This window comes from Mariniflexile maritimum (assembly GCF_009746565.1).
Classification (GTDB): domain Bacteria; phylum Bacteroidota; class Bacteroidia; order Flavobacteriales; family Flavobacteriaceae; genus Mariniflexile; species Mariniflexile maritimum.
Genome location: NZ_WRPN01000011.1, coordinates 67,605 through 90,812, shown reverse-complemented (window position 1 = coordinate 90,812; position 23,208 = coordinate 67,605). Strand labels below are relative to the sequence as shown.

Annotated in this window: 19 protein-coding genes; all 19 read right to left on the bottom strand. The window is 36.7% G+C overall.

What is annotated here, in order from left to right; translation table 11 throughout:
• Positions 1-42: 42 nt before the first annotated feature.
• Complete coding sequence (locus GQO80_RS13565) at positions 43-2,100, bottom strand: AAA family ATPase (protein ID WP_157208905.1); 2,058 nt, start codon at positions 2,098-2,100, stop codon at positions 43-45.
• 2 nt (positions 2,101-2,102) lie between these two features.
• Positions 2,103-2,387, bottom strand: coding sequence for a helix-turn-helix domain-containing protein (locus GQO80_RS13560; protein ID WP_198037786.1), 285 nt, complete (start codon positions 2,385-2,387; stop codon positions 2,103-2,105).
• 3 nt (positions 2,388-2,390) lie between these two features.
• Positions 2,391-2,678 (bottom strand): helix-turn-helix domain-containing protein, encoded by a 288-nt coding sequence (locus GQO80_RS13555; protein WP_157208904.1) that lies wholly within the window; start codon positions 2,676-2,678, stop codon positions 2,391-2,393.
• 89 nt (positions 2,679-2,767) lie between these two features.
• A complete protein-coding gene (locus tag GQO80_RS13550; protein ID WP_157208903.1) occupies positions 2,768-4,096 on the bottom strand; it encodes a hypothetical protein in 1,329 nt (442 codons plus the stop codon).
• A 2-nt stretch (positions 4,097-4,098) separates the two neighbouring features.
• A complete protein-coding gene (locus GQO80_RS13545) occupies positions 4,099-5,331 on the bottom strand; it encodes a tyrosine-type recombinase/integrase (RefSeq protein ID WP_157208902.1) in 1,233 nt (410 codons plus the stop codon).
• A 288-nt stretch (positions 5,332-5,619) separates the two neighbouring features.
• Positions 5,620-6,402: an enoyl-CoA hydratase/isomerase family protein gene (locus tag GQO80_RS13540; RefSeq protein WP_157208901.1), complete on the bottom strand. Its 783-nt coding sequence runs from the start codon at positions 6,400-6,402 to the stop codon at positions 5,620-5,622.
• Positions 6,403-6,417: 15 nt separating this feature from the next.
• On the bottom strand, positions 6,418-7,887 hold the full coding sequence (locus GQO80_RS13535; protein WP_157208900.1) for a sensor histidine kinase: 1,470 nt from the start codon (positions 7,885-7,887) through the stop codon (positions 6,418-6,420).
• 131 nt (positions 7,888-8,018) lie between these two features.
• Positions 8,019-8,567 carry a CopD family protein gene (locus GQO80_RS13530; RefSeq protein ID WP_157208899.1) on the bottom strand — a complete coding sequence of 183 codons (549 nt, stop codon included), beginning with the start codon at positions 8,565-8,567 and terminating at the stop codon, positions 8,019-8,021.
• Between the two features lie 2 nt (positions 8,568-8,569).
• The gene (locus GQO80_RS13525) at positions 8,570-9,922 is read right to left on the bottom strand and encodes an MATE family efflux transporter (RefSeq protein WP_157208922.1); all 1,353 of its coding nucleotides are present in this window, start codon (positions 9,920-9,922) and stop codon (positions 8,570-8,572) included.
• Entirely contained in the window at positions 9,922-10,956 is a 1,035-nt protein-coding gene (gene hemH / locus GQO80_RS13520; RefSeq protein ID WP_157208898.1) for a ferrochelatase, read from the bottom strand. The genes GQO80_RS13525 and hemH overlap by 1 nt, the downstream gene beginning before the upstream one ends.
• Positions 10,957-11,082: 126 nt before the next feature.
• Complete coding sequence (locus tag GQO80_RS13515) at positions 11,083-11,319, bottom strand: hypothetical protein (RefSeq protein ID WP_157208897.1); 237 nt, start codon at positions 11,317-11,319, stop codon at positions 11,083-11,085.
• A 60-nt stretch (positions 11,320-11,379) separates the two neighbouring features.
• Entirely contained in the window at positions 11,380-13,173 is a 1,794-nt protein-coding gene (locus GQO80_RS13510) for a chloride channel protein (protein ID WP_157208896.1), read from the bottom strand.
• 79 nt (positions 13,174-13,252) lie between these two features.
• Positions 13,253-15,019, bottom strand: a complete 1,767-nt coding sequence (locus GQO80_RS13505) for an APC family permease (protein ID WP_157208895.1) — start codon at positions 15,017-15,019, stop codon at positions 13,253-13,255.
• A gap of 3 nt (positions 15,020-15,022) precedes the next feature.
• The gene (gene aspS / locus GQO80_RS13500) at positions 15,023-16,771 is read right to left on the bottom strand and encodes an aspartate--tRNA ligase (RefSeq protein ID WP_157208894.1); all 1,749 of its coding nucleotides are present in this window, start codon (positions 16,769-16,771) and stop codon (positions 15,023-15,025) included.
• A 58-nt stretch (positions 16,772-16,829) separates the two neighbouring features.
• Positions 16,830-16,991, bottom strand: coding sequence for a hypothetical protein (locus GQO80_RS13495; RefSeq protein WP_157208893.1), 162 nt, complete (start codon positions 16,989-16,991; stop codon positions 16,830-16,832).
• A gap of 220 nt (positions 16,992-17,211) precedes the next feature.
• Positions 17,212-17,952 (bottom strand): protein NO VEIN domain-containing protein, encoded by a 741-nt coding sequence (locus GQO80_RS13490; protein ID WP_157208892.1) that lies wholly within the window; start codon positions 17,950-17,952, stop codon positions 17,212-17,214.
• The gene (dcm, locus tag GQO80_RS13485) at positions 17,949-18,305 is read right to left on the bottom strand and encodes a DNA (cytosine-5-)-methyltransferase (RefSeq protein ID WP_232333188.1); all 357 of its coding nucleotides are present in this window, start codon (positions 18,303-18,305) and stop codon (positions 17,949-17,951) included. The genes GQO80_RS13490 and dcm overlap by 4 nt, the downstream gene beginning before the upstream one ends.
• A gap of 243 nt (positions 18,306-18,548) precedes the next feature.
• Entirely contained in the window at positions 18,549-22,010 is a 3,462-nt protein-coding gene (locus GQO80_RS13480; RefSeq protein WP_157208891.1) for an efflux RND transporter permease subunit, read from the bottom strand.
• Positions 22,000-23,175 (bottom strand): efflux RND transporter periplasmic adaptor subunit, encoded by a 1,176-nt coding sequence (locus GQO80_RS13475; protein WP_157208890.1) that lies wholly within the window; start codon positions 23,173-23,175, stop codon positions 22,000-22,002. Before GQO80_RS13475 ends, GQO80_RS13480 begins: the two co-directional genes overlap by 11 nt.
• Positions 23,176-23,208 lie beyond the last annotated feature (33 nt).

Sequence of the window (23,208 nt, the reverse complement as noted above, 5' to 3'; positions counted from 1 at the left end):
TGTATCAACAGTATATAAGAATTGATACATTTGATACTGATACTAAAAAGGAACATCGACATCATCTTCATCGTTATCTAGATTATTATCATCTGATGACTTTTCTTTAATTCTGTAAGCTCCATTGCATTTTTCGATAATTTCGAGTTTTACTAAATTAGAGTGTGCCCTTTTTGCGGTTGGTACACTTTTACCTGTAATTTGACAAAACTCTTTAACAAAATTACCATAGTTTACTACGTTATTTTTAAAAATAGCTTCGGCTATATCAACTAATTCATTGTACTTTTCATCTTTATTATTTAATTCTGGTTTTGTTCCTAGTTCTGCTGTGGGAATTAGTTTTCCTGAATTAGTGAATAAAAATGATTCTTCGGAAAAATCTAATTGAAGAGAATTTTCCTTGTACATTTTAGGGCAATAGTTTCCTTTAACAACTGTAAAGTATCTTGTATTACCCTCGCCTTCTGATAAAACAATAGCTAACCTAACTTTTTGAACTAAACCAGCACCTCCTTGAATGTGTTCTTGCCCTGGGGCAACTCTGTAAGCCGCTTTATTAATGTGATGCACAAAAAGAACTAAACAATTATGTTCTTTACCAATTTTATCAAAGGTTTTAACAGTGTTTCTCATTGCCATGTTATTATTGCTGTCGTTACCTTGAAAAATATCGCCAAAACTATCAATTACCACTAAATCGACTGGTTGTAATGATAATTGTTCATTGAGATTTTTAATTATTTCTTCTTGATTCATTGTATCTGCAAAAATGAAGCGTAAATTTTCTACCGCTTGTTTTTCTAAACCATTAAACTGTTTGTATAATAAAAAGCGTGTAGCATCTTCATTGTCTTCTGTAGCCACATAAATGGAACGATTATGAACAGGATTAAGTTCGAAATCAATAAAATTAGTTTCACCTAATGCTATTTGAATGCATAATTGACGCGCAAATTGACTTTTCCCTGTGTCGGGTTTACCTGCTAAAACTGCTGAGCCTTTTTGTGGAAAAATGGGATGCATTAAATAACGCTGTTCGATTTCTCCTCTAGCTAATAATTCGACAGCATTATACACAGATTTTTCGATATCCAGTTCTATAGGTGGTGTGGTTTTTAGTGTTTCTTCAATTAAATATTTAAGGTTTTCTAAAGATTCACCTGTGGCAAAATAATCTGAAATATCTTTACCGTTGTTCTTGATAGTTGGAAGCACTAAACGATGTAAGCCATGAGCAACCGCTAATAGATTTGAATGTTTTAAACCTGTATCATCATTATCATATAGTACCAAGATGTTTTTAAAGCGAAGCTTTAAATTATCAATAATGCTTTTTGGCATTGTAGCAGTTTCGCTGTTTAGTGTTATAGCATTAAAGTTTTTTGCTGATAATGCCATAACGTCTTTTTCACCACCAGTAATAATAAGTAATTCGTCATTCTCTGGTAATTGTTCCCAACCAAAAATAAATTCTTGGTCTTTAGTACCTAAATAATGAAATTTATACTTTTTATCGTCTAAAGGTTTGTATAATTTTACCCAATTAGTGTTTTCATAAGCAAAAATAAAATTGTCTTGACTGCTCCTGATAGTATATGGATTACCGGATTTACTTGTAGTACTAAATTCTGCTAAGCTAGAAACATTAAACCTTTTTAGAGTGTGAACATCAATACCGTATTTTAACCAAAATTGAATTTCTATTTGATCAAAAGGTTTTGTTTTAACTCGAAAAGTTGGTTTTTCAACTACGGTATGTTTGTTAGAATTATCGAACTTTTGAGATGTATCTAGCATTAAGTTTAAATCTGAATTTATTTTTTGCAATGCCTCAGGAAATTTAAGGTTATTCAATTTCATAACTAAATCAAAGCAGCTACCTTCATCTCCAGTTGCAAAATCTTTAAAACGCCATTCACCAGAACCCATAGTTGGGAAAATATTAAAAGAAGGGGTTTTTTGGTTTTCAGCTAAAAATGGATTACTTATATTTTTACCTGCTAATAACCTGTCTGTGTTATGATATGGCTTCAAATAGTGGTTTATTATATCATAACTATCAACCTTTTTTAATAAATCTTCTTTACTAAAACTCATAACTATTTATCTATTTTAGGATTATAGTTTTCGTCTAGTAAAGCTTTTATATCTGAAAAACGATAATATATTTTATTGCCTAATTGGGAATAACCTATATAACCATTGTCTCTCCATTGTTGAGCAGTTCTTTTACTTATGTGCATGATTTGAAGGAATTCTTGATTATCAAAAAATACATCATCAGGGTTTTGGTTAAAACCACCTTTCATATTTGCTAGAACTAATGTTAATTTATCTTCTAACCTTATAAAAGCCTTTTCGGCATCGTCATAGAAATTGCTCATAGCTTACTTTTTTAATAAGGTTAAACATTCCATTAATTCGCTGCGTTTATAGTAACGTCTTGCACCGATACCATAAGCTTTTACCTTGCCTTTATTGGTCCACGCCCATAAAGTGCTTGAATCCACTTTTAGGAATTGACAGGTTTGTTCTCTGGTTAACAATTCTTCTGAATTGTCTTTGTTTTGAATTTCATTTTGAAGTTCTTGAATTCCGTTTTTAACGGATGTACCTATAAGTTCTTGAAGTTCTTCAAGCGATAGGTTTTGAAGTAAAATTGCATTGTTTTGCATGTCCTGTATTTTTTAATGTTATACAGGGCAAATGAAAGCAGGTATATTCGTGGGTATTTTTGAGGTATATACCTTAAAATACCTGAGTTTTATTTGTAATAAGTATTTAAATATTTAATGATGTTTTCATCATTTTTTGATAGTTCAATTATTACATTTTTCCAATTTTCATTAAAAAGTCTTTTAATATCAATATTACTGTTAATGTTATCTTTTAGGTCTTTAACTTGTCTGTAAAATCCTTGTCCTGAATTTTTACAACGCTGTCTGCCTATTTCTTCTATTTTAGATTTTATAAAAGCACCTTCAAAGTTTGTTGGAATATCTTTTTTATATACTTCAACTTCAATAAGATATAAAAGCGCATGCCATTTATCTGCAATTTTTTTAATTTTAGTAGTATTTATTGTTTGGGTTTTCAAATTTGATGTAATTGTATCTTTATTTAAAAAATTCGATATTTTACTTGATAAAACAACATTTTTCAAAGAAGAAACCTTTTCATCTACATTTTTATAAAACATTATAATAAATTCTCTTATATTTTCCTTTGGCATCGAATTAAAGAGGGATTTTAAATCACTTTTAGCTTCTAATGCTACATGATTTACAAATGCTTGTATATCCTCTTCACTATTAATATTCTTTGCTTCGTTTTCTAATTGTTCATTTAAATACCCAATTTCATTTTTAAGAGCAATTATATTGTAGTAAATAATTTTGTTTTTAAAGTCAATTAATATGTCTTCGTTTTCTTTTTCCCAAATATTAGCTTCTTCATTTGTGGCATTTGGATCTAATCCAAATGCGATAAGATTGTCTAAATTTAATTCAACTGTTTTTAGTGTGTTTAGTTTATCTTCTATGATATTAGCATCATTAAGACTAATATTAATTGTTTTTTTTGATAGCTCGTTTTTTCTATCGTTTAAAAACTCAATTATTTTATTTGTGCTAATACTTAATTGACGAAAACCAATAGCTTCAACTATTTTTATTAAATACAAAAAATTTTGAATGCCTGTTACAGAATAGCCATCATGTGAAGCTTCAGCATTTTCTATATCGTAAATAGAATTTTCAAAATATTCTATTTCTTCTTGAATAAAATCTAATTCTGTGGCATCATCTGTATTCGCTAAAAAATCATCTATTCGTTTATGATAATTGCTTTTATAGTTGGTGAGATTGCAGCCATAAAAAAAAGTTTTATTTTCATTTAGCTCTTTTATTTCGTTTTGAAGGATTGTATTTAATTCCTCTAAAGATTCCCTTTCCCATTCCTCAAATTCATAGTCGTGTTCATGTATAATAATGTCATTATCCGTTTTTATATGCGCTGTTCTTAATGCGTAATCTTCTTTATACTTCTTAAACTTAATATTGTATTTTGGGAAAGGGTATATATTAATTTCCATTATTAAAAATAGTTGGTTAATTCCATCGCAATATCTTTGTTGCTTTTGCCAATATAGGTTAAAAACATAGCTTCTGTAGTATGCCCAGTGATGTACATTAAAAAAGAAGTTGGAATTTTACCATAATTATTGGTTGCAAAAGAGCGACGACCTATATGCGAAGATACTAATTCCCATTTTTCATAATCTTTTTTAACTTTCTTTTTTGTTAGCTTATCAAATTTAACCCCAGGAGTTGGTTTGTTTATCTTGGCTTTTTCACAAACGTTTTTAATGTGGTCGTTATAGCGTTGGTCTGATATTTTTCTTGGAAAATCTCCATCATATTTTTTTAATATTTCAATGATTTTTGAGTGCAAAGGTATTGTCATAATCTTGCCTGTTTTGACCTGTGTAAACTCAATTAAAGGCTTTAAATCACCTGATTTATTTTTTTCATACCTTATCATAGATTTATCAAAACGCAGGAAATCTGATACTCTTTGACCGCAAAAACAACTTATTAATAGCCAATCGCGTGCATTTTCTAACCCTTCGGTTAAATCATTGTTTTTTATATTCTCAATGGCTTCAATTTCCTTTTCATCTAGATAAATATTATCGACTTTATGATATTTAGCTTTGATGCTATCTAATTGATAATGCGTTTCAACGCCATTTGCTTTTGCATGTCTGCAAAATGTTTTTATAAAACGAATATTTCTAGAAGTTGTATTTGGTGCATAACCAACTTTAATACAATACTTTTCAAAATCTAATTTAAACGTTGCATCAATATCACGAATATTTAAAACTGAATTTGTATGTTCTTGGTAACGTAATAGCAAATTTTTAATAACATTACACTTTTTAACAGTGCTGTTTTTTACATCACTTTTCTTAAATTCAATAAATGTATCAATATAATCTACCAATTTATTAGTATGCTTAATGCTTTCTTGTTTTGGATTGATGAAATCTTTTAACCATTGAGCATCTATAATTTTTTTCCCTTTACTACTGTTATACTCTTTTAATAAGTCATTTTTTAAAGTTGCTAAATCTGTATTTAAGTTTGCAATATTTATATCTTTCAACGCTTTTTTGGTAGGGCGTTGTTCTTTATCATCCCAATTTATTGGGTCAATATGAAAATTGGTTTTTGATTTGATGTCGAGATTTCGACCATCACGCAAACGTAAGTATATTGCAGCTGGACTTTTTTTGGTCTGAATAATTAAGTAAATTGATGCCATAAATTAGACTGATTTTGTTATATAAATATACAAAAACTAGCCCACATTTAGCCCACATTTAGGCAAAAACATCCAAATTTATACAAATTTATACAATGGTTTTTATGTATTATCAAAACATAAGTAATTTATAATCAATTAATTATATTAATTTTAGATTTGCTTTGGTTTGTATAGGTTTGGAAATAGCAGTCCCATCTTCTCCACCAGGGAATTTTCAATGTACGCTAAAAGCCCAAAAACAGAATGTTTTTGGGCTTTTTAAATTTTAAAATCGGGTGTTGTGTATTATTCCCCCGGAAAATCAGCTTTCCGTTTTTGAAGGAATGCTGTAGTGCCTTCAGCAAAATCGTCTGAACCAAAACAGTTTCCAAATTCCTGTATTTCAATATCATAGCCATTTATGCCGTCTTTAAAATGGGCATTAATGGCTTTAATGGCAGAGCGAATGGCAACCGATGAGTTAAGGGCTATTTTGTTCGCTATTTTTTCGCAAAGTGGCAGTAATTCTTCTTGGGCTGTAACGTGGTTTACCAACCCATAATTTAGGGCCTGGGTTGCATCAATCATGCTGGCGCTCATAATAAGTTCCATGGCGCGCCCTTTCCCTATTAATTGCGGTAAACGCTGGGTTCCGCCATAACCTGGAATTACGCCAAGCGATACTTCGGGCAAGCCCATTTTTGCATTGGCGCTGGCAATCCTAAAATGGCAAGCCATGGCGAGTTCCAAACCGCCACCTAGTGCAAAACCGTTAACTGCCGCAATAACGGGCTTTGATAGGTTTTCCACAAAATCGAATAGCAGTTTTTGGCCGTTGGCAGCTAGTTTTGTGCCTTCATTAACGTTAAAGTGGGCAAATTCGCTAATATCGGCTCCCGCAACAAAGGCTTTTTCTCCGCTTCCCGTTACAATTATAACTTTTGTGTTTCTGTCGTTTTCTAAAGTTTTAAATGCTTCGTGCAATTCTGCAATGGTTTCAATGTTTAGCGCATTGAGTTTGTTCGGGCGATTGATGGTTATGGTAGTAATGTGGTTGTTTGTATTTAAAAAAATGTTGTTGTATGTCATGATTTTATTTTTTATTTAATTGAAAAAGTGCACTTTAGGAAAGGTTACTTTAAATATGGTGCCTTTTTCTTTATTTGAAATGAACGTTATGGTGCCCTTATAGGTTTCAACAATGTTTTTTACCATGGCAAGCCCCAAGCCCATACCGCTTGTTTTTGTGGTGAATTTGGGCTCGAAAACCTTGGTTTTATTTTCTTCGGAAACCCCTATGCCATTATCGGCAACCGTAATAATGACGTTTGAAGCATCGGTGCCAACATGAATGTCTATTTTTGGTGCTTGGTTTTCTGGCATGGCCTGAATAGCGTTTTTTACCAAATTTGTAACAACACGTATTAATTGGGTGCGGTCTAGTTTTGCAATAATTTCATTCGATTCGGCAGTAAAGGCAATGTAATCTTCATTAAAAATCTCAAGTGCCAGTTTCACGATACTTACCACGTTTAAGGTTTCATTTTGTTGCGCGGGCATTTTGGCGAAATTTGAAAAGGCCGATGCTATGGCGCTCATCGTATCTATTTGCTGAATGAGTGTTTTACTGTATTCATCTAATTTTGAATGGATGTGCTCGTCGTTAGGATTAAACTTCCGCTGAAAATTTTGTACCGTTAAGCGCATGGGCGTTAGTGGGTTTTTTATTTCGTGCGCCACCTGTTTCGCCATTTCCCGCCATGCCTGTTCGCGCTCGCTTTTAGCTAGTTGGATGGCACTGGCTTCCAGTTCATCAATCATGCTGTTGTAAGAAACGACCAAATTTGAGATTTCTTCACTTATATCATCAACCACAATTTTTTGGTTGCGTTTCTCTAAACGGGTGGCAACCATTTTATCGCCAATGGTTTTTAACGATTTTGTTATGTATTTTGATAACCAAAAGGCAATGCCCATGGCCATGAGCAGCACAAAAATAAAGGCAAAGGCAATACGTTTTAAAAATTCAAACAGCTCTTTGGTCAAAAAATCGTCTTTCTCTAAATAAGGAATATTCAAAATGGCCAATTCCTTCGATTTTTGGTCTAGTAAATAGGTGTATGACGACTGGAAGGTTTCACCGTTCTCTAAACGTTTATCAACAAAACGGTGGGTTGCAGTATTTGAAATGGCATTTAAAATTTCGGCATCCAAACATTGGTCGGCCGCATTGTTTTGTATCCCTGCCTTCGAGGAAATGAGCAAGGAGCCTTCTAAATCGTATAAATTAATTTGAAGTTTATGAATGTCGGCAATATTGAAAACTTCTTCCTTAAAAATAATGGGGATGTTTTCGGTTTTTACTTCCCAAGTGTTTTGCCTGCCGTTTAAAACGCGCCTTAAATGGGTTTGGATGTTTGCTTCCTTGCTCTGTAAACGGTCTCTATGATAATTTTCGCTCTGTTCTTTATATTGGTAAATGGCAACCGTTGAAATAAGTATGGATGCCATGAATACCAGAAGGATCATGGCAATAAAAATACGGGTTCGTAACGACAGCTTTTTAAGTTTCATGCTTATTTTTGATAGTTAAATATAGCAATAATTGCACCAAAAACCCTAATTGTAAAAATCTAAAAAGAAATGAAATTCCAAATCCCAAATCCAGTATCTTGGCATTTGGTGCTTTATAATTGAAATTTCAGTTAGGCATCCGGGTTTTTGTCGCGTATGTTTTTATAAACCTTAAATCCTAGCATGATTAATATGCCCAAAACAAAAAGGCCAATAATGCCCCAAACCCAATTGAAGGCGTTCTTTAGCATCACCAAAAAAATAACGGCAAACAAAATAAAGGTGGCACCTTCATTCCAGATGCGCATAAAACTTGAGGATTTTTTAACAATGCCGTTTTGTAATTGGGTGTAATATTGGTGCGTTTTTAAATGGTAAAAAATAAGTAAAACAATGAAACCTATTTTAACTTGCATCCAATCAAAATAAATCAAACTCGGGTTTATGTAAAATAAAACCAAACCAAAAAGCAATGCTAAAATAGCCGATGGCCACGTAATGATGAACCAAAGGCGTTTGGCCATAAGTTTTAATTGCTTACCCAATATTTCCTTGTCGGGCATTGGTTTGTGGAACGCTTCAATTTGGTAAACAAACAGGCGCGGAATATAAAAAAGACCTGCAAACCAAGTAATTACAAAAATAAGATGAAACGCTTTGATGTAGTAGTAAAACTCCATATCTATACAGGTTTATTGATTAAAGTGGCCTTTACTTCTTTATTCAGAAAATATGCTGTAACTAGGGTAGAAAGCACATCGGAAATAGGGAAGGATATCCAAACCCCCAATTCGCCATAAAACTTAGGCAAAATCAATATCAACGGGATAAAGAAAATGCCTTGGCGCGTCAAGGTTAGCAAAAGGGCAGGACGCGCTTTCCCAATAGATTGAAAATACGCCGCTCCAATAAGTTGCACAGCAATAATAGGTGTTGCTGCAAATACCCAGCGCATGGCGTTTGGCGTTTGTTGGATAACGTCCAAATTGGTAGTAAACATGTGGGTTATTGCAACGGGGAATACCATTAAAATAATAAATATTACGGTGGAAAGAACCGTGGCATATTTAATGGCCTTATTGATGCTTTCCCGAACCCTTGCATAATTTTGTGCGCCATAATTATAACCAGCAATGGGCAAAAAGCCTTGTGTAATGCCCAGTACGGGAAACATGGCAAACATAAGCATGCGCCCCACAATGGCGTAGGCGGTAACCGAGGTTTCGCCACCAAGGTCGAATAAAATGTTGTTCATAAACAGGTAAGTAATGCTTACCACCGCTTGTCGCGCCAAGGTAACAAAGCCCAAGGAACCAATTTCTGAAACAATGCCCGGGTTTAACCCAAAATGTGTGAAATCAATTTTTAATTCTGAATGTTTCGATAAGAAGTACCATACTATAAAACCAAGGCACAATACATACGAAAGTGAGGTTGCCCAAGCAGCGCCTTCCATTCCAAAATCAAGTAGATTTATGAAAATGTAATCCATAAGCAAATTGCTTACCGACGGAATCATCATGGCATACATGGCAAACTTAGGTTTTCCCTCGGCCCTAATAACGGTATTTCCCATCATGCACAAGGCTAAAAACGGCACCCCGTACAATACAATGGTATAGTATATTTTAGCAGGCTCAAAAATAGCGCCTTTACCTCCAAACGAATCGATGATGCTGTTACGAAACACCAGGCCCAAAACGGCCAAACTAACGGTAAGTATTAAGGTAAGCGTAATTTGGTTGCCAAAGGTTTTAAGGGCTTTTTTTGAATTTTCGGCACCCAAAGCCCGCGATATTACCGAAGATCCTCCAATACCAATGGCCATTCCCAAAGCACCGATAAAAAAAGAAACCGGCAATACCACATTAATGGCAGCAATGGCCGTGGAGCCTATCCAATGGCCTACAAAAATGGTATCGACCAAAATGTTAAGCGACATCACTAAAATGCCAATGGAAGCAGGTACAGCCTGTTTTATTAAAATCTTTCCAATGGGTTGCGATCCTAAATCCTCTGAAGCCGTTTTTGCCATTATACCGGTTCTGTGTTTGACGTTGCCCAAGTATCTATCCATTTTGAAAGTAAGGCGACCCAGGCATCATCATCGTTCAAACAAGGGATGGTTGTAAAGTCCTTTCCGCCCATTTCATGAAAAATTTCTTCACCTTCCATGGCTATCTCTTCCAAGGTTTCCAAACAATCGCTCACAAAAGCAGGGGTTACAATCGCCATTGATTTGACGCCTTGTTTTCCTAAGCGCTCAATGGTTCTGTCGGTATAAGGTTGTAGCCAGGGGTCGAACCCTAACCGCGACTGGAACGATGTGGAATAGGTACCTTCCTGTAATTGAAGTTTTGCGGCAACCAATCTGGTAACTTCCAAGCATTGGTGCCTATAACAAAATTCATGTGCCCTACTGGGGGTTATGCAGCAACTACCATCAATTTTGCAATGCGATTTGGTAACATCGCTTTTGCGGATATGGCGTTCTGGCACACCATGATAGGAAAACAATAAGTGCTCATAATTTTTATCTTTCAAATGATTTTTTATCGCATTTGAAAGCACTTCAATATAATCGGGCTTGTTGTAAAACGCTGGCACCGATTCTATTTTCAGATTTGGAAAATGCTGTTGGCGTAGTTCTTCTGCCAATACCGTTATGGTTTCGGTGGTTGCCATGGCAAACTGCGGATAGAGCGGAAACAAAAGTACATGCTCAACGCCTTTGTCAACCAATTCCTGAAGCCCTCTTTTTATGGTCAAGCTGCCATAGCGCATGGCCAAGGCTACGGGTAAAGGCGTTTGTTTTTGTAATTTTTTTTGAAGTCTTTCCGATAGAACAATAAGGGGCGAGCCTTCGTTCCACCATATTTTTTTATACGCTGCCGCTGAAGCTTTGGGGCGTGTTTTTAAAATAATGCCTTTTACAAGAGCGGTTCTGGCAATAAGCGGTATATCTATAACGCGCTCGTCCATTAAAAATTCGCCTAAATATTTTTTAACGTCTTTTGGTTCCGGACTATCAGGAGAACCAAGATTTACTAATAAAATGCCCTTTTTCATAGTGCGAAAATACGATACAAACTTTTAAAAGCCGTTTATAAATTGCTAAAATTATTAAAGTTGAATGTTTGCGAACTGCTTCAATAGAAATTCCAATGATGTTTGAAACATGAAGTAACGCCGCATTTAACGCCGTTTATCGCCTTCGCGTTCGCGCATTTTATCCAGATTCTCTTTGGTAAGCATATAGTCTTTCATGTTTTTATCTTTCCAACGGTAATATGAAAACAATGGGAACACGATTAAAAACAGGCCGCATACGCCAAAACCTATAAGTTTTTCAGAATAGGGGCTGTTTAAAAAATAACCTGCAAGCATACTTCCAAAGGAAGCTAAAAAAAGGAGCAATATTAGGGTTTTCATTAGAAATTTGTTGTTTTTCAGGTTCACTTAACATGTTTAGAGCCGTGTTTTGTCCACAACCTAAACCTCTTTTGTAAAATTGATGAGCTGTCGTCTATAAGCTGTTAACAGTTTCGATTTTGAAATAAATCCAATATACACATTATTTTTTACTACGGGTAGGTTCCATGCGCTACTGTCTTGAAACTTCCTCATAATATCGGTCATTTTATCTTTTTCAATATCGATGATCTCGGGTGCGGGCTGCATAATATCGTGGGCAACCACCTCACCGTATAAATCTTGGTCGAACATAATGGGCCTTAAATCATCTAAAAGGATAACGCCCACCAGCTCATGTGTTTTTGCTTTTACCACCGGAAAAATATTTCGGTTCGATTTAATAACGGCGGTGTGTACAATTTCGCCCAAATTCATGTTGGATGTTATGGTTACAAAATTATCTTCAATAACTTTATCAATATCCATAAGGGTTAAAACGGCATGGTCTTTATCATGGGTTATCAATTCGCCTTTTCTGCCCAGTTCCATATTGTAAACCGAATGTGAACTGAAGAATTTTGTCAATCCATACGAAATGGTTGCGGTAAGCATTAAGGGGATAAACAGTTCGTAGCCACCTGTAAGTTCTGCAATTAAGAAAATGGCGGTTAAAGGCGCATGCAAAACCCCTGCCAATAAGCCGGCCATTCCAACAAGGGTAAAATTACTTTCGGAAACAGGGGCATTAAAGAGCCCGCAATGGTTTATGATCTTAGCTAGGCAATTGCCCATAATGCTGCCCATAAAAAGCGTAGGTGCAAAAATACCGCCAACGCCACCTGCGCCAAAGGTTAATGCACTAGCTATAATTTTAAAAATAACCAATCCAGTTAATAGCATTACAACAATCCAAATATTGGAAGTGTCCATTTGCATAAAATTGTTTTCCAGGGCTTTTTCGGCATTTCCAACAATAAGATTATTGATAACGTCAAATCCTTCACCGTAAAGTGGCGGAACAAAATAAATAAGGATACCTAAAGCAATGCCACCAATAAACAAGCGTTTAATGGGCGAACTTATTTTATCAAAAAAGGTTTGGAACTTATCATAAACCTGTGTGAAATAAATAGAAACAATGGCAGCAAAAACGCCAAGTATCATATAGAACGGCGCATCGGCAATGGAAAATTTGTCCTCAATCCTAAAAGGCAAGATTACATCGTCGCCAAAGAAAAAATACGAGGTTAAAATAGCCGAAAGCGATGCGAGTAAAAGCGGCAACATGGAGGCGATGGTTAAATCGAGGCTAAAAACCTCTATGGCAAAAATCAATGCGGCAATAGGGGCCTTGAAAATAGAGCTCATGGCACCCGCAGCAGCACAGCCAATCAATAAATTGCGGGTGGTTTGGTTCATGTGGAACATTCTTGAAATGTTCGAGCCAATGGCGGCACCCGTGGCCACTGTTGGACCTTCCAAACCCACCGAACCACCAAAGCCCACCGTTAGTGGTGCCGTTAACAACGAACCAAACATTTGGTATTGTTTTATAATGCCCTTACGTTTTGAAATTGCAAACAAGGTAGAAGGAATACCGTGGCTTACCTTATTACGAATGATATATTTTATTGAAAAATAAACAAGAGTAAGCCCAATAATAGGGAACACAAAATAAAATGCATGGTGGTAGTATTTTATAAGGTTTCCTTCCAACAGATGCTGGATAAAGTGGGTCAAGTTTTTTAAAACCACCGCGCCAACACCAGAGGTAAAACCAATAATAATGCTTAAAATATAAACAAATTGTTTATGGGAAATGTGTTTTGCCCTCCAGATAAGAATTTGTTTTAAAATTGTTTGTTTTGGCATAATGTATTTTGGTAATAAACTAATAAATTGAACGCAGATGCTTAAATCTGTCGTTCAATTTTAATGTTTTTTCAAGTGTTTAAATAATCAACCGAACGCCTCCTAAATCTTGAACGCGATAGGGAAACTTATCACTGGGCGAGCCAATAAACATAAAATTAATGGGGATGTTCCATTTTTTTGATAAGTTTCTTATTAATTCTGGACTGAATTTCCCTTGTTCAACCACAAATTCAACTTTAATATCGGGGTATTCCCTATCTAAAAAATCAATTTCTTGCGGTAGGTTTTTGGGCACAACATCATCTTTGTCCAACGCTAAAACTATTTTAAGTTTTTTTGTATGCTCGTTTCTGGTAATGTATAACATAACCTTATTAAGGGTTGCTATATTGTCGCCTTTGGTAAAGAAAACAAATTCCTGCGAATTTATTTTATTAATGGTTGAAAGTATCCTCTTGTCGGTTCTTAACACCAAACTGCGCACAGGGTCGAAAACGCTATGGATAACATTCAATAGGAAATTGAGAAGCACAATCCTGTTCAACATAATAATGATGAAAATGATGGTTGGGATAAAATACTTTAAAAACACAGAAAAGTTGCTGGGGTTACCTGGTTTTGGAGGCATGGTAATGTTTCCCACCAAAGCAATAATAACAGCCGTTATGGCAAGTAGTACTGCGCCCCAAGTGGCTTTCTCTGGTCGTGGCAACTGGTTTCTTCGCACTTTAAGCAATATGTTTCCTATGCCAAATAAAACCATGACCGATAAAAACGAAATGGTATAAACACCCGCCAATAAACTCACGTCGCCATTGGTGATAATTAATACCGAAATGCATAAAATCAAAAACATGATTATGATTCTATAAGAACTGCCTCTTGAATTTCGTTTCAAAAAAAACGGTGGCAAGATGCGGTCCAAGGTCATACGTTCCAATAAACCAGAAACACCAACAAAACTTGTTAATACCGCACCGCTTAACACCAAAAAGGCATCGATGGACACAAGGGTAGCAATCCAATTACCACCCACATGGTCGCCCATTTTAATTAATAAGGTATTTTGAAATTCACTGCCTTGCAAAACAGGTAATGTAAATAAGGCCAAAGCGAAAATGGCCATAAGCGGGTTAATAACACTTACAACCATCCACATGTTTCTAAGTGTTTTGGGAAACACGCCTTTTTCTTGTTCCTCTACAAAATTTGCAGAACTTTCAAACCCAGAAACACCAAGCATGGAGGCCGCAAATCCTAAAAATATGGCAATGGTAATGCTGCCATGTTGCGCGGGCATGTTCCAATTTTGGAAAAACACGCCAATACCGTTATAAAAAAGAAAATATATGATAAAACCACTCAATATGGCTAAAGAGGTAAGGTGAAATAAAAAAATGCCAATGGCTACTTTTGAAGACTCCTTAATACCCCCAATGGTAAGCAAAGCAAAAAACGACAGCAACCCAACCGTTACCAATATTATGGGCATTGATGGGATTAAATGATGTAAATAATGAATGGCCTCATTGCCCGAAATGACTGCCGTTGCCATATATGAAAGCAAGGTTAATGTGGCTGCAAACGAAGCCATTAGCTTACTGGTGGTATTGAGCAACGCATTATAGGCACCACCGTTTAAAGGTAATGCTCCCACTACTTCCCCATAAATTTTCCGAAACAAGAACAGGACGACAGAAACTATTAACAAGGTTATCCAAGCGTACTGACCAGCAAAAGCGATGGCCAGTGCCGATACATATAGAACCGAAGAGCTTATATCGTTGCCACAAATGGCTGTGGCCGCTAGTTGGTTTAATTTGTTATGAACCTTATTCCCCATTGTTTAAAGTTCGACCTTTAGATGAAGTTCTTGCAACTGTAAATTATCGATGGCCGCCGGAGCATCGATCATAACATCACGACCCGAATTATTTTTTGGGAAAGCAATAAAATCCCTAATGGTTTCCTGCCCACCTAAAATGGCCACCAATCTATCCAGCCCAAATGCCAACCCGCCGTGTGGTGGGGCGCCATATTGAAAGGCATCCATTAAAAAGCCAAATTGAGCTTTTGCCTGCTCGGGCGTAAACCCAAGATAGTCAAACATTAAGGCCTGAGTTTCTTTGTCGTGTATCCTAATAGAGCCACCGCCAATTTCGTTTCCGTTCAATACCAAATCATAAGCATTGGCCTTTACGGCGCCTGGGTTTGTTTTCAACAATTCCAACTGCCCTGGTTTTGGCGATGTAAAAGGGTGGTGCATGGCGTGGTAGCGTTTGGTGTCCTCATCCCATTCCAATAACGGAAAATCCAATACCCAAAGGGGCGCAAATTCGTTGGGTTTTCTAAGGCCTAATTGCTCTGCCAGTTCCATACGCAAGGCACTTAATTGACTGCGTACCTTGTTGGTGCTTTCCGCCATAATAAGCATCAAGTCGCCTGCTTTGGCTTTCATTTCTTCTGAAAAGTGCTTTAAAGCAGCTTCATCAAAAAACTTGTTTACAGATGAGGTTAAGCTACCATCTTCATTATATTTTATCCAAACTAGGCCGTTTGCGCCAATTTGTGGGCGTTTTACCCAATCGATTAGGGCATCAATTTGTTTTCGAGTATAGTGTGCACAACCTTCAACCGTAATGCCTACTACCAATTGGGCATCATCAAAAACAGGAAAACCAAAGTTCCCTTCTTTGGGGGTTAGGGGACAAAATTCCATTCCAAAACGAATGTCTGGTTTATCGTTTCCGTATAGGCGCATGGCATCATCGTACAACATTCTGGGGAATTTTTCCACTTCCACACCGTTTACCTCTTTTAATAGGTGCCGGGTTAAGCCTTCAAAGGCATTTAAAATATCTTCTTGCTCGATAAAGGCCATTTCGCAGTCTATTTGCGTGAATTCCGGTTGTCTATCAGCACGTAAATCTTCATCCCTAAAGCATTTTACAATTTGGAAGTATTTATCCATACCGCCCACCATCAACAATTGTTTGAAGGTTTGTGGCGATTGTGGTAAGGCGTAAAACTGACCCGCATTCATGCGTGAAGGCACCACGAAATCGCGTGCACCTTCGGGAGTTGATTTTATTAAATAAGGTGTTTCAACTTCAATAAACCCTTCTTTTGAAAGGTAATTTCTAACGGCCTGGGCTACTTTGTGCCTAAAAATCAAGCTGTTTTTTACGGGGTTTCGACGGATATCGAGGTAGCGGTATTTCATGCGCAATTCTTCACCACCATCGGTTTTATCTTCAATGGTGAAGGGTGGCAACAAGGCTTCATTTAAAATGGTTAATTCTGAAACCAACAATTCAATGGCTCCCGTTGGCATGTTTGGGTTTTTTGAAGCACGTTCAATCACAGTTCCTTTTACTTGTATAACAAACTCCCGCCCTAGGTTTTGTGCTTGTTGCAACAAGGTTTTAGAGCTGCGTTCCTCATCAAAAACCAATTGCGTGATGCCGTAGCGGTCGCGCAAATCGACCCAAACTATAAAACCTTTATCCCTTGATTTTTGAACCCAACCTGCTAGGGTTACTTTGGTATTGATATGTGATGCGTTCAACTCACCACAATTGTGACTTCTGTACATAATTTTATTTAATGAGAGTATCTCAGCTATGAATAATTCCCTTTATTGTATATCGTTTTTATTTTCGTTCTATGGTAACCCAAGATTTATCAAATCCAATGGTGTCAAGTATTTTTTCCTTGTTCAATCTTTCAGGTTGTTTAATTTTTAAAATCAATGTATGTTCTGGTACATGTTCGTGAATAGTACCGTGTGGTTGATACCACGTTAAAAAATTCATCAATTTTGATTATATCTATTTCGTTCAATTGGAACTTCGCCACACATAGTTATTTCACCGTATTTATAATGATAGGATAATCTATGTTTATGAACATTTTTTTGACTAATACATTTATCAGAACATATTTTGCAAATGGGATGAAAATTTCCCAAAAAACCAGAAACTCTTTCTTCGAATGAAAACTCATCAGTACACAAATAACATTCCCACTTTTCGTTCATAATGAAGACGTATAGTTGATTTGTGTAACTTGAGTTTCAATTCTCTTAAATATCAAATTACTGGCTAAAGGATTGAAAATATATTCGTGAAAAGGCTTTTCAACAAAATTTTTTACAACAAAAAGGCAAAATCGCTCGTTGTAGATTTCTGCCATTTTGAATTCTTTTTCAGTAAATAAAATATTTCCCGAAGATTTTGAAAGACCTTTAACTTCAACACAATAAAAATCGGAATCATTTGACATTTTAAAATCAAAACCGCAACCTAAATTCGTAGTTTGTTTTAACTTGTAACCATTAAAATTAGCAATAGAATTATAATTATTTATAAAATATTTTTCAGCTGCATTACCAGTTAATAATCTTTTTGCTATTGCATTCATGTTTTCGCATTCATCAGTCTGAGCTATTATTTCTTGAATATCATAATTTTCTATTGTAAAAGATTTTATTAGTTTTTGAAAAGATAAAAAATCTAAGTTTGAATATTTATCATAAACAATTTTACAATAATCTCTGAATTCTCTTTTATGCCAACCTTTTCTGTTATTCGGAAAATATGGGTCAAATTCGTCTCTATAATTTTTTATAGAAGCAGGTTTCGCTCCTATTGTATAAGCCAAAATATTAAAAGCTTCAGTAAAACTTTGTAAGCCCAAAGATTCAATACCTTTCTTGTCAAACTTTGAAAGAAACAATCCTGCGAGTATCGATTTTTCACGTACAGATTTTATCATAATCTATAAGCAGTTTGTTTTTTTGCCTCGATTATTCGTGCAATATCAAAAAAAAGTGTTCCTCTTGTATCGTCTAAACCTTTCATTTGCCCAATAATACTAAAGGGCTGACAGGGAAATCCACCGAAGAGAATGTCGTGTTCTGGAATATCATTTTCATCTATTTTGGTAATGTCGCCAAATGGCTTTTCACCAAAATTTTCTTGGTAGCTTTCTTGTGCATAATTGTCAATATCTGAAGAAAACACACAATCTGGTTGAATATGGTTTTCCTCACAAGCTTCCTCAAAAGCTATCCTAAAGCCACCAATACCGCAAAAGAGGTCAATAAATTTTAGTTTTTCTCTGTACATCTTGTAAAGATAATTATCTAATTAAATGATTTTTGTCAAATTAAAAAAATTAATCAACAGACAAATGTTAATCAAGGTATGTTAACAGCATTACAAATGCTATTGCATGGCAATTTAAACTTGCAAATTTAATGAGTTATCTGTTTAAATGTGGTATAAAACACATTATTTGTTAAAAATACAAAAACCTCCAAACCTAATGTTTATTAAGTTGGAAGTTTTTGTAGCTAAAAAAATAGGGTGCTATTTGCCTAAAGGCAACTTATCGTCTTTGGCATATCTTATTTTGGCACGGTTGGATAAATAAAACATGGCTGGAACCACTACCAGGGTGAGGAAGGTTGCAAAAATCAACCCGAAGATAACGGTCCATGCCAACGGGCCCCAAAAGATAACGTTATCGCCACCCACATAAATATTGGGGTCGAATTTGGTAAACAATCCGAAGAAATCGATATTCAATCCAACCGCCAACGGAATTAACCCTAAAACCGTTGTGATTGCCGTTAAAAGCACGGGGCGCAAACGCGATTTTCCGCCAGCGATTATAAGGTCGAAATACATTTGTTTGGTGAGGTACTGTTCGGTGTCGACACCCAATTCCTCTTTTTTGCGGTCGATGAGAATTTGGGTATAATCGATAAGCACGATGGCGTTGTTTACCACAATACCTGCCAGCGAGATAATGCCCATCATGGTCATAATAACCACAAAATCCATCTGGAAAATAACCAAACCTAAAAATACGCCTGCTAAACTCAATACCACCGCACTAAGAATGATGATAGGTTTAGAAATGGAACTGAACTGTGCCACCAAAATTAATAAAATACCACCTAGGGCAAACAATAGGGCTTTTAGTAGAAAGGCTTGGTTTTCGGCCTGTTCTTCTTGCTCGCCAGTAAATTTATAGGTGATGCCCTCGGGTGTATCGTAATTTTTTAAATCCTGTTTTAGTTCGGTTACAATTTCGGTAGCATTGTAACCACCTATAACATTGGAGTACAGTGTGATAACGCGTTTTAGGTCTTTTCGTTTAATAACGTTAAACGCTTCAATGTTTGTTTTTTGAACCAGTGGCGAAATAGGGATTTGCACCAATTGCCCTTTGTTGTTCCTAAAGGTGATGGGCTGATTTAAAATGGTGCTCTCATCGTACCTATTGGCATTGTTGAAGCGCACGTTTATTGGATAATCATCCTCACCGTCCTTAAAAGTAGAGGCTTCTTGCCCGAAGATGGAGCGACGGATGGTGTTGCCTATTTGTGCGGTTGAAACACCCAACTGTCCTGCCTTCTGGCGGTCGATGCGCAAATCGAGTTCGGTTTTCGATTTGTTCACATCAACTTTAAGTTCTTCAATACCAGCAACGCCTAGTTCTTCAATATGCGCCCGCATCCTTTTTGCTTCCACAAGCATTTGGTCGTAATCTTCACCTATAATCTCAATGTTTATGGGATAGCCCGTTGGTGGTCCCGCAGCGTCTTTTTCAACCACTACCGAAGCACCCGGAAAGCCTTTTACGGCGTGCCTTACTTCTTCTAAAACAGTGCTACTTTTTACGCCACGTCGCAACTGGAAATCGCGCATGGAAAGCGTCACTTTGGCCCGATGGGGCATATCACTTTGGTTGCCGCCATCGGTTTGCGGGTTTCCAGAACCTTTGCCCACTTGCGATACGGCCGATTCTACCATATAATTATAACCATTGGCATCTTCATATTTTTTGATGGCCTTGTAAACGCGCTCCTCGATTTTTTTGGTAAGCTCGTTGGTTTTTTCAATGGCGGTACCTTCGGGATATTCAATATAAGTGATGATTTGATTGGGTTCGTTTTCAGGGAAAAACAATACTTTAGGTTGTGCAATGCCTGTTAAAATAAACGAAAATATCAGCAAGATAAAGGTGCCAATCAACACAACATAGGCCATTTTGCCGTTTATGAATTTACTAAGGGTTCTTTCATATAAATCCTCTAATTTTTTTAGGGCATCATATTGAAAATAATCAATGGCGTCTTTAAGGAAGTATTTATAGGCCCAAAGCATGATAGCGGTTAGAATGGCCAAATTTCCAAAACCTACCAAAGCTCCGGAATTGATGCTCAATCCACTGGCCAACAATAAAACGCCAACAAAAAGCATGATCAAGCTCCACCGGATTAATTTGCGCTTGCTTAAAGGCGCTTCTTCGGTTTTCATAAAATGGGCGGTAAGCATTGCATTGATAAGCAGCGCCACAAACAATGATGAGGTTAATACCACCGATAGTGTAATGGGGAAATAAATCATGAATTTACCTATGGTTCCGGGCCATAAACCAAGCGGAAAAAACGCTGCTAACGTGGTTGCGGTTGAAGCGATGATGGGCCATGCAATTTCGCCCATGCCCTGTTTGGCGGCCTTTAACCTTGGCATGCCTTGCGACATGAGTGAATACACGTTTTCTACTACCACAATGCCATTGTCAACCAACATACCAAGCCCCATAACCAAGCCAAATAAAATCATGGTGTTCATGGTGTAACCAAACGAACTTAATATGATGAGCGACATGAGCATAGAAAGCGGAATGGCAAACCCAACAAACAAGGCGTTTCTGAAGCCTAAAAAGAACATCAATACGCCCACTACCAAGATAACCCCAAAAATGATGTTATTTACCAAATCGTTTACTTGGTTTTCGGTTTTGATGGATTGGTCGTTGGAGGTTGTAATTTGCAAACCTTCAGGGTAGTAATTTGCTTTTTCTTTCTTGATGATTTCCTTAATTTGCTCAACGGCTTCAATCATGTTCTTGCCCGAGCGTTTTTTTACATCCAGCATCACCACGGGGTCGCCATATTCCCGCGCATAAGTGGTGGCATCCTGCTCCTTAAAGGAAATCGTTGCAATATCCTTTAAATACACATTGCCGCCATCTTTTTTTACAACAATGTTTTCAAGCTCCGATGGTGAATCGATTTCACCAATAATACGGATGTTTTTTTGAAAATCGTCATTAATGATGTTGCCCCCCGAGATGGTTTTATTTTCATAATTGATGGCATTGATAATATCATCAAAGCTTACCATGGCGGCACTCATTTTATAAATATCAACCGCAACTTCCACCTCTTTATCGTCCACACCGCGTATGGTGGCTTCCTTAATTTCCGATAATAATTCTATTTTATCTTGGAGGTGTTCTGCATATTCTTTGAGTTGTTCCGACGTGTAATCGCCCGTTAGGTTGATGTTCAGGATGGGAAATTCTTCCGAAATGTTCATATCGAAGGCATTGGGTTCGGCCTTGGAGCCGTTGCTTAAAGTAGGCCAGGTAACATCGGTTTTTACTTGGTCAATTTTATCCTTAACGCGTTGTTTGGCTTCGGCTATGGGTACATCTTCTTCAAATTCTACCAAAATGGTTGAGTAATCCTGAAGGGTTTGCGAGGTAATTTCCCGCACATCGCTTATGTCCTTAAACTCTTCTTCAAGTGGTTCGGTAATGAACTTTTCGATATCTTCGGCAGAATTTCCCGGATTGAGCGTGCTTACATAAATTTTGGTTTCAACAATCTCGGGGAACGATTCCCGGGGCATGCTAAAATAGGCCATGGAACCACCAACCATCACAATGAGGATGATGACGTAAATTGTCATTCGGTTATCAATAGCCCATGTTGAGAGCTTAAAATCGTTGTAGTTGTTTTTAGTGCTCATTTGCTTTGTTTTTAGTGCTTACTTCTTGCCCATCGCGCAGCGTTCTGGCGCCTTCAATAACAATCATATCGCCTGGTTTTAAGCCATCCAACACCTCAATACTGCCATTTTGTTCTTTACCGGTTTTTATTACGGTTTGTTTTACAGTGCCCGAGTTGTTTTGCTCTGGTGTATAAATAAAGATTAAAGACTCGTTGTTGCTGTTTTTTTGAACAATGCTATTGGGGATAACAATGGTATTGTTTGAAATGTAATCGTTCAATTTTATGGTTGCTATTAAATTGGGTTTCAATATATTATCCTTATTAGGAAGTGCTACTTGAATGCTGAAGCTTCGGTTGTCTGGATTGATGTAGTTGGATACTTGGCGAATTTTTCCGGTATAGGTTTTTCCTATTGAAATAAAATCGACCAGTACCTCCGAGCCTTTGTTTACCTTGCCCAAATAGTTTTCGGGCACATCGGCCTTTACATACATGTCGCTGGTGTTTACTATGCGCATTAACGGACTTTGCCCTATGTTTACCAAGCTACCTTGGTCGGTAATAATTTGGTCGATGGTGCCATTAAAGGGTGCTCTTACGTTGGTTTTATCCAATTGTTTTTGCAACTGTGCCAACGAATTTTTTGCTGCTTGGTAATTGGTTTTAGCTTGTAAAAATTGAATTTCGCTACCAATTTTTTGTTCCCATAAACGCGATTGGCGCTCAAAGGTGGTTTCGGCCAATGCCGTTTGCGCCTGTACTTGTGCCAATTGGCTTGAAAGGCCGCCATCATCAATTTTAGCGAGTAGCTGCCCTTTGCTTACGGTTTGGCCTTCTTTCACGTAAATTTGTGTTAGGGTACCCGAAAACTGTGGGTAAATGATGATGTTTTGGTTGGTTTCCACATCGCCCTGTACTTCAGTATAATGCTTGAAAATAGTATCTTTAAGCGTTAAGGTTGTTACAATGGTTTGATGTTTGGTTTTATCCAGTTCGTTAATCTTGTTTTCAATGATGCTTAACTGGCGTTTTAACTCGGTTTGCTGTTGGCCCAAGGCTTGTTTTTTAGCCCGCAATTCGGGCAAATTGCCTTTTGCCGCTAATTCTTCAACAGACATTTCTTTTTTTCCGCAAGAAGAAAAAACTAAAGCAATACCGATGATGGTTATTATTTTTTTCATAGGTTCAATTTTTTTATTGATTTTAAAAGTGTT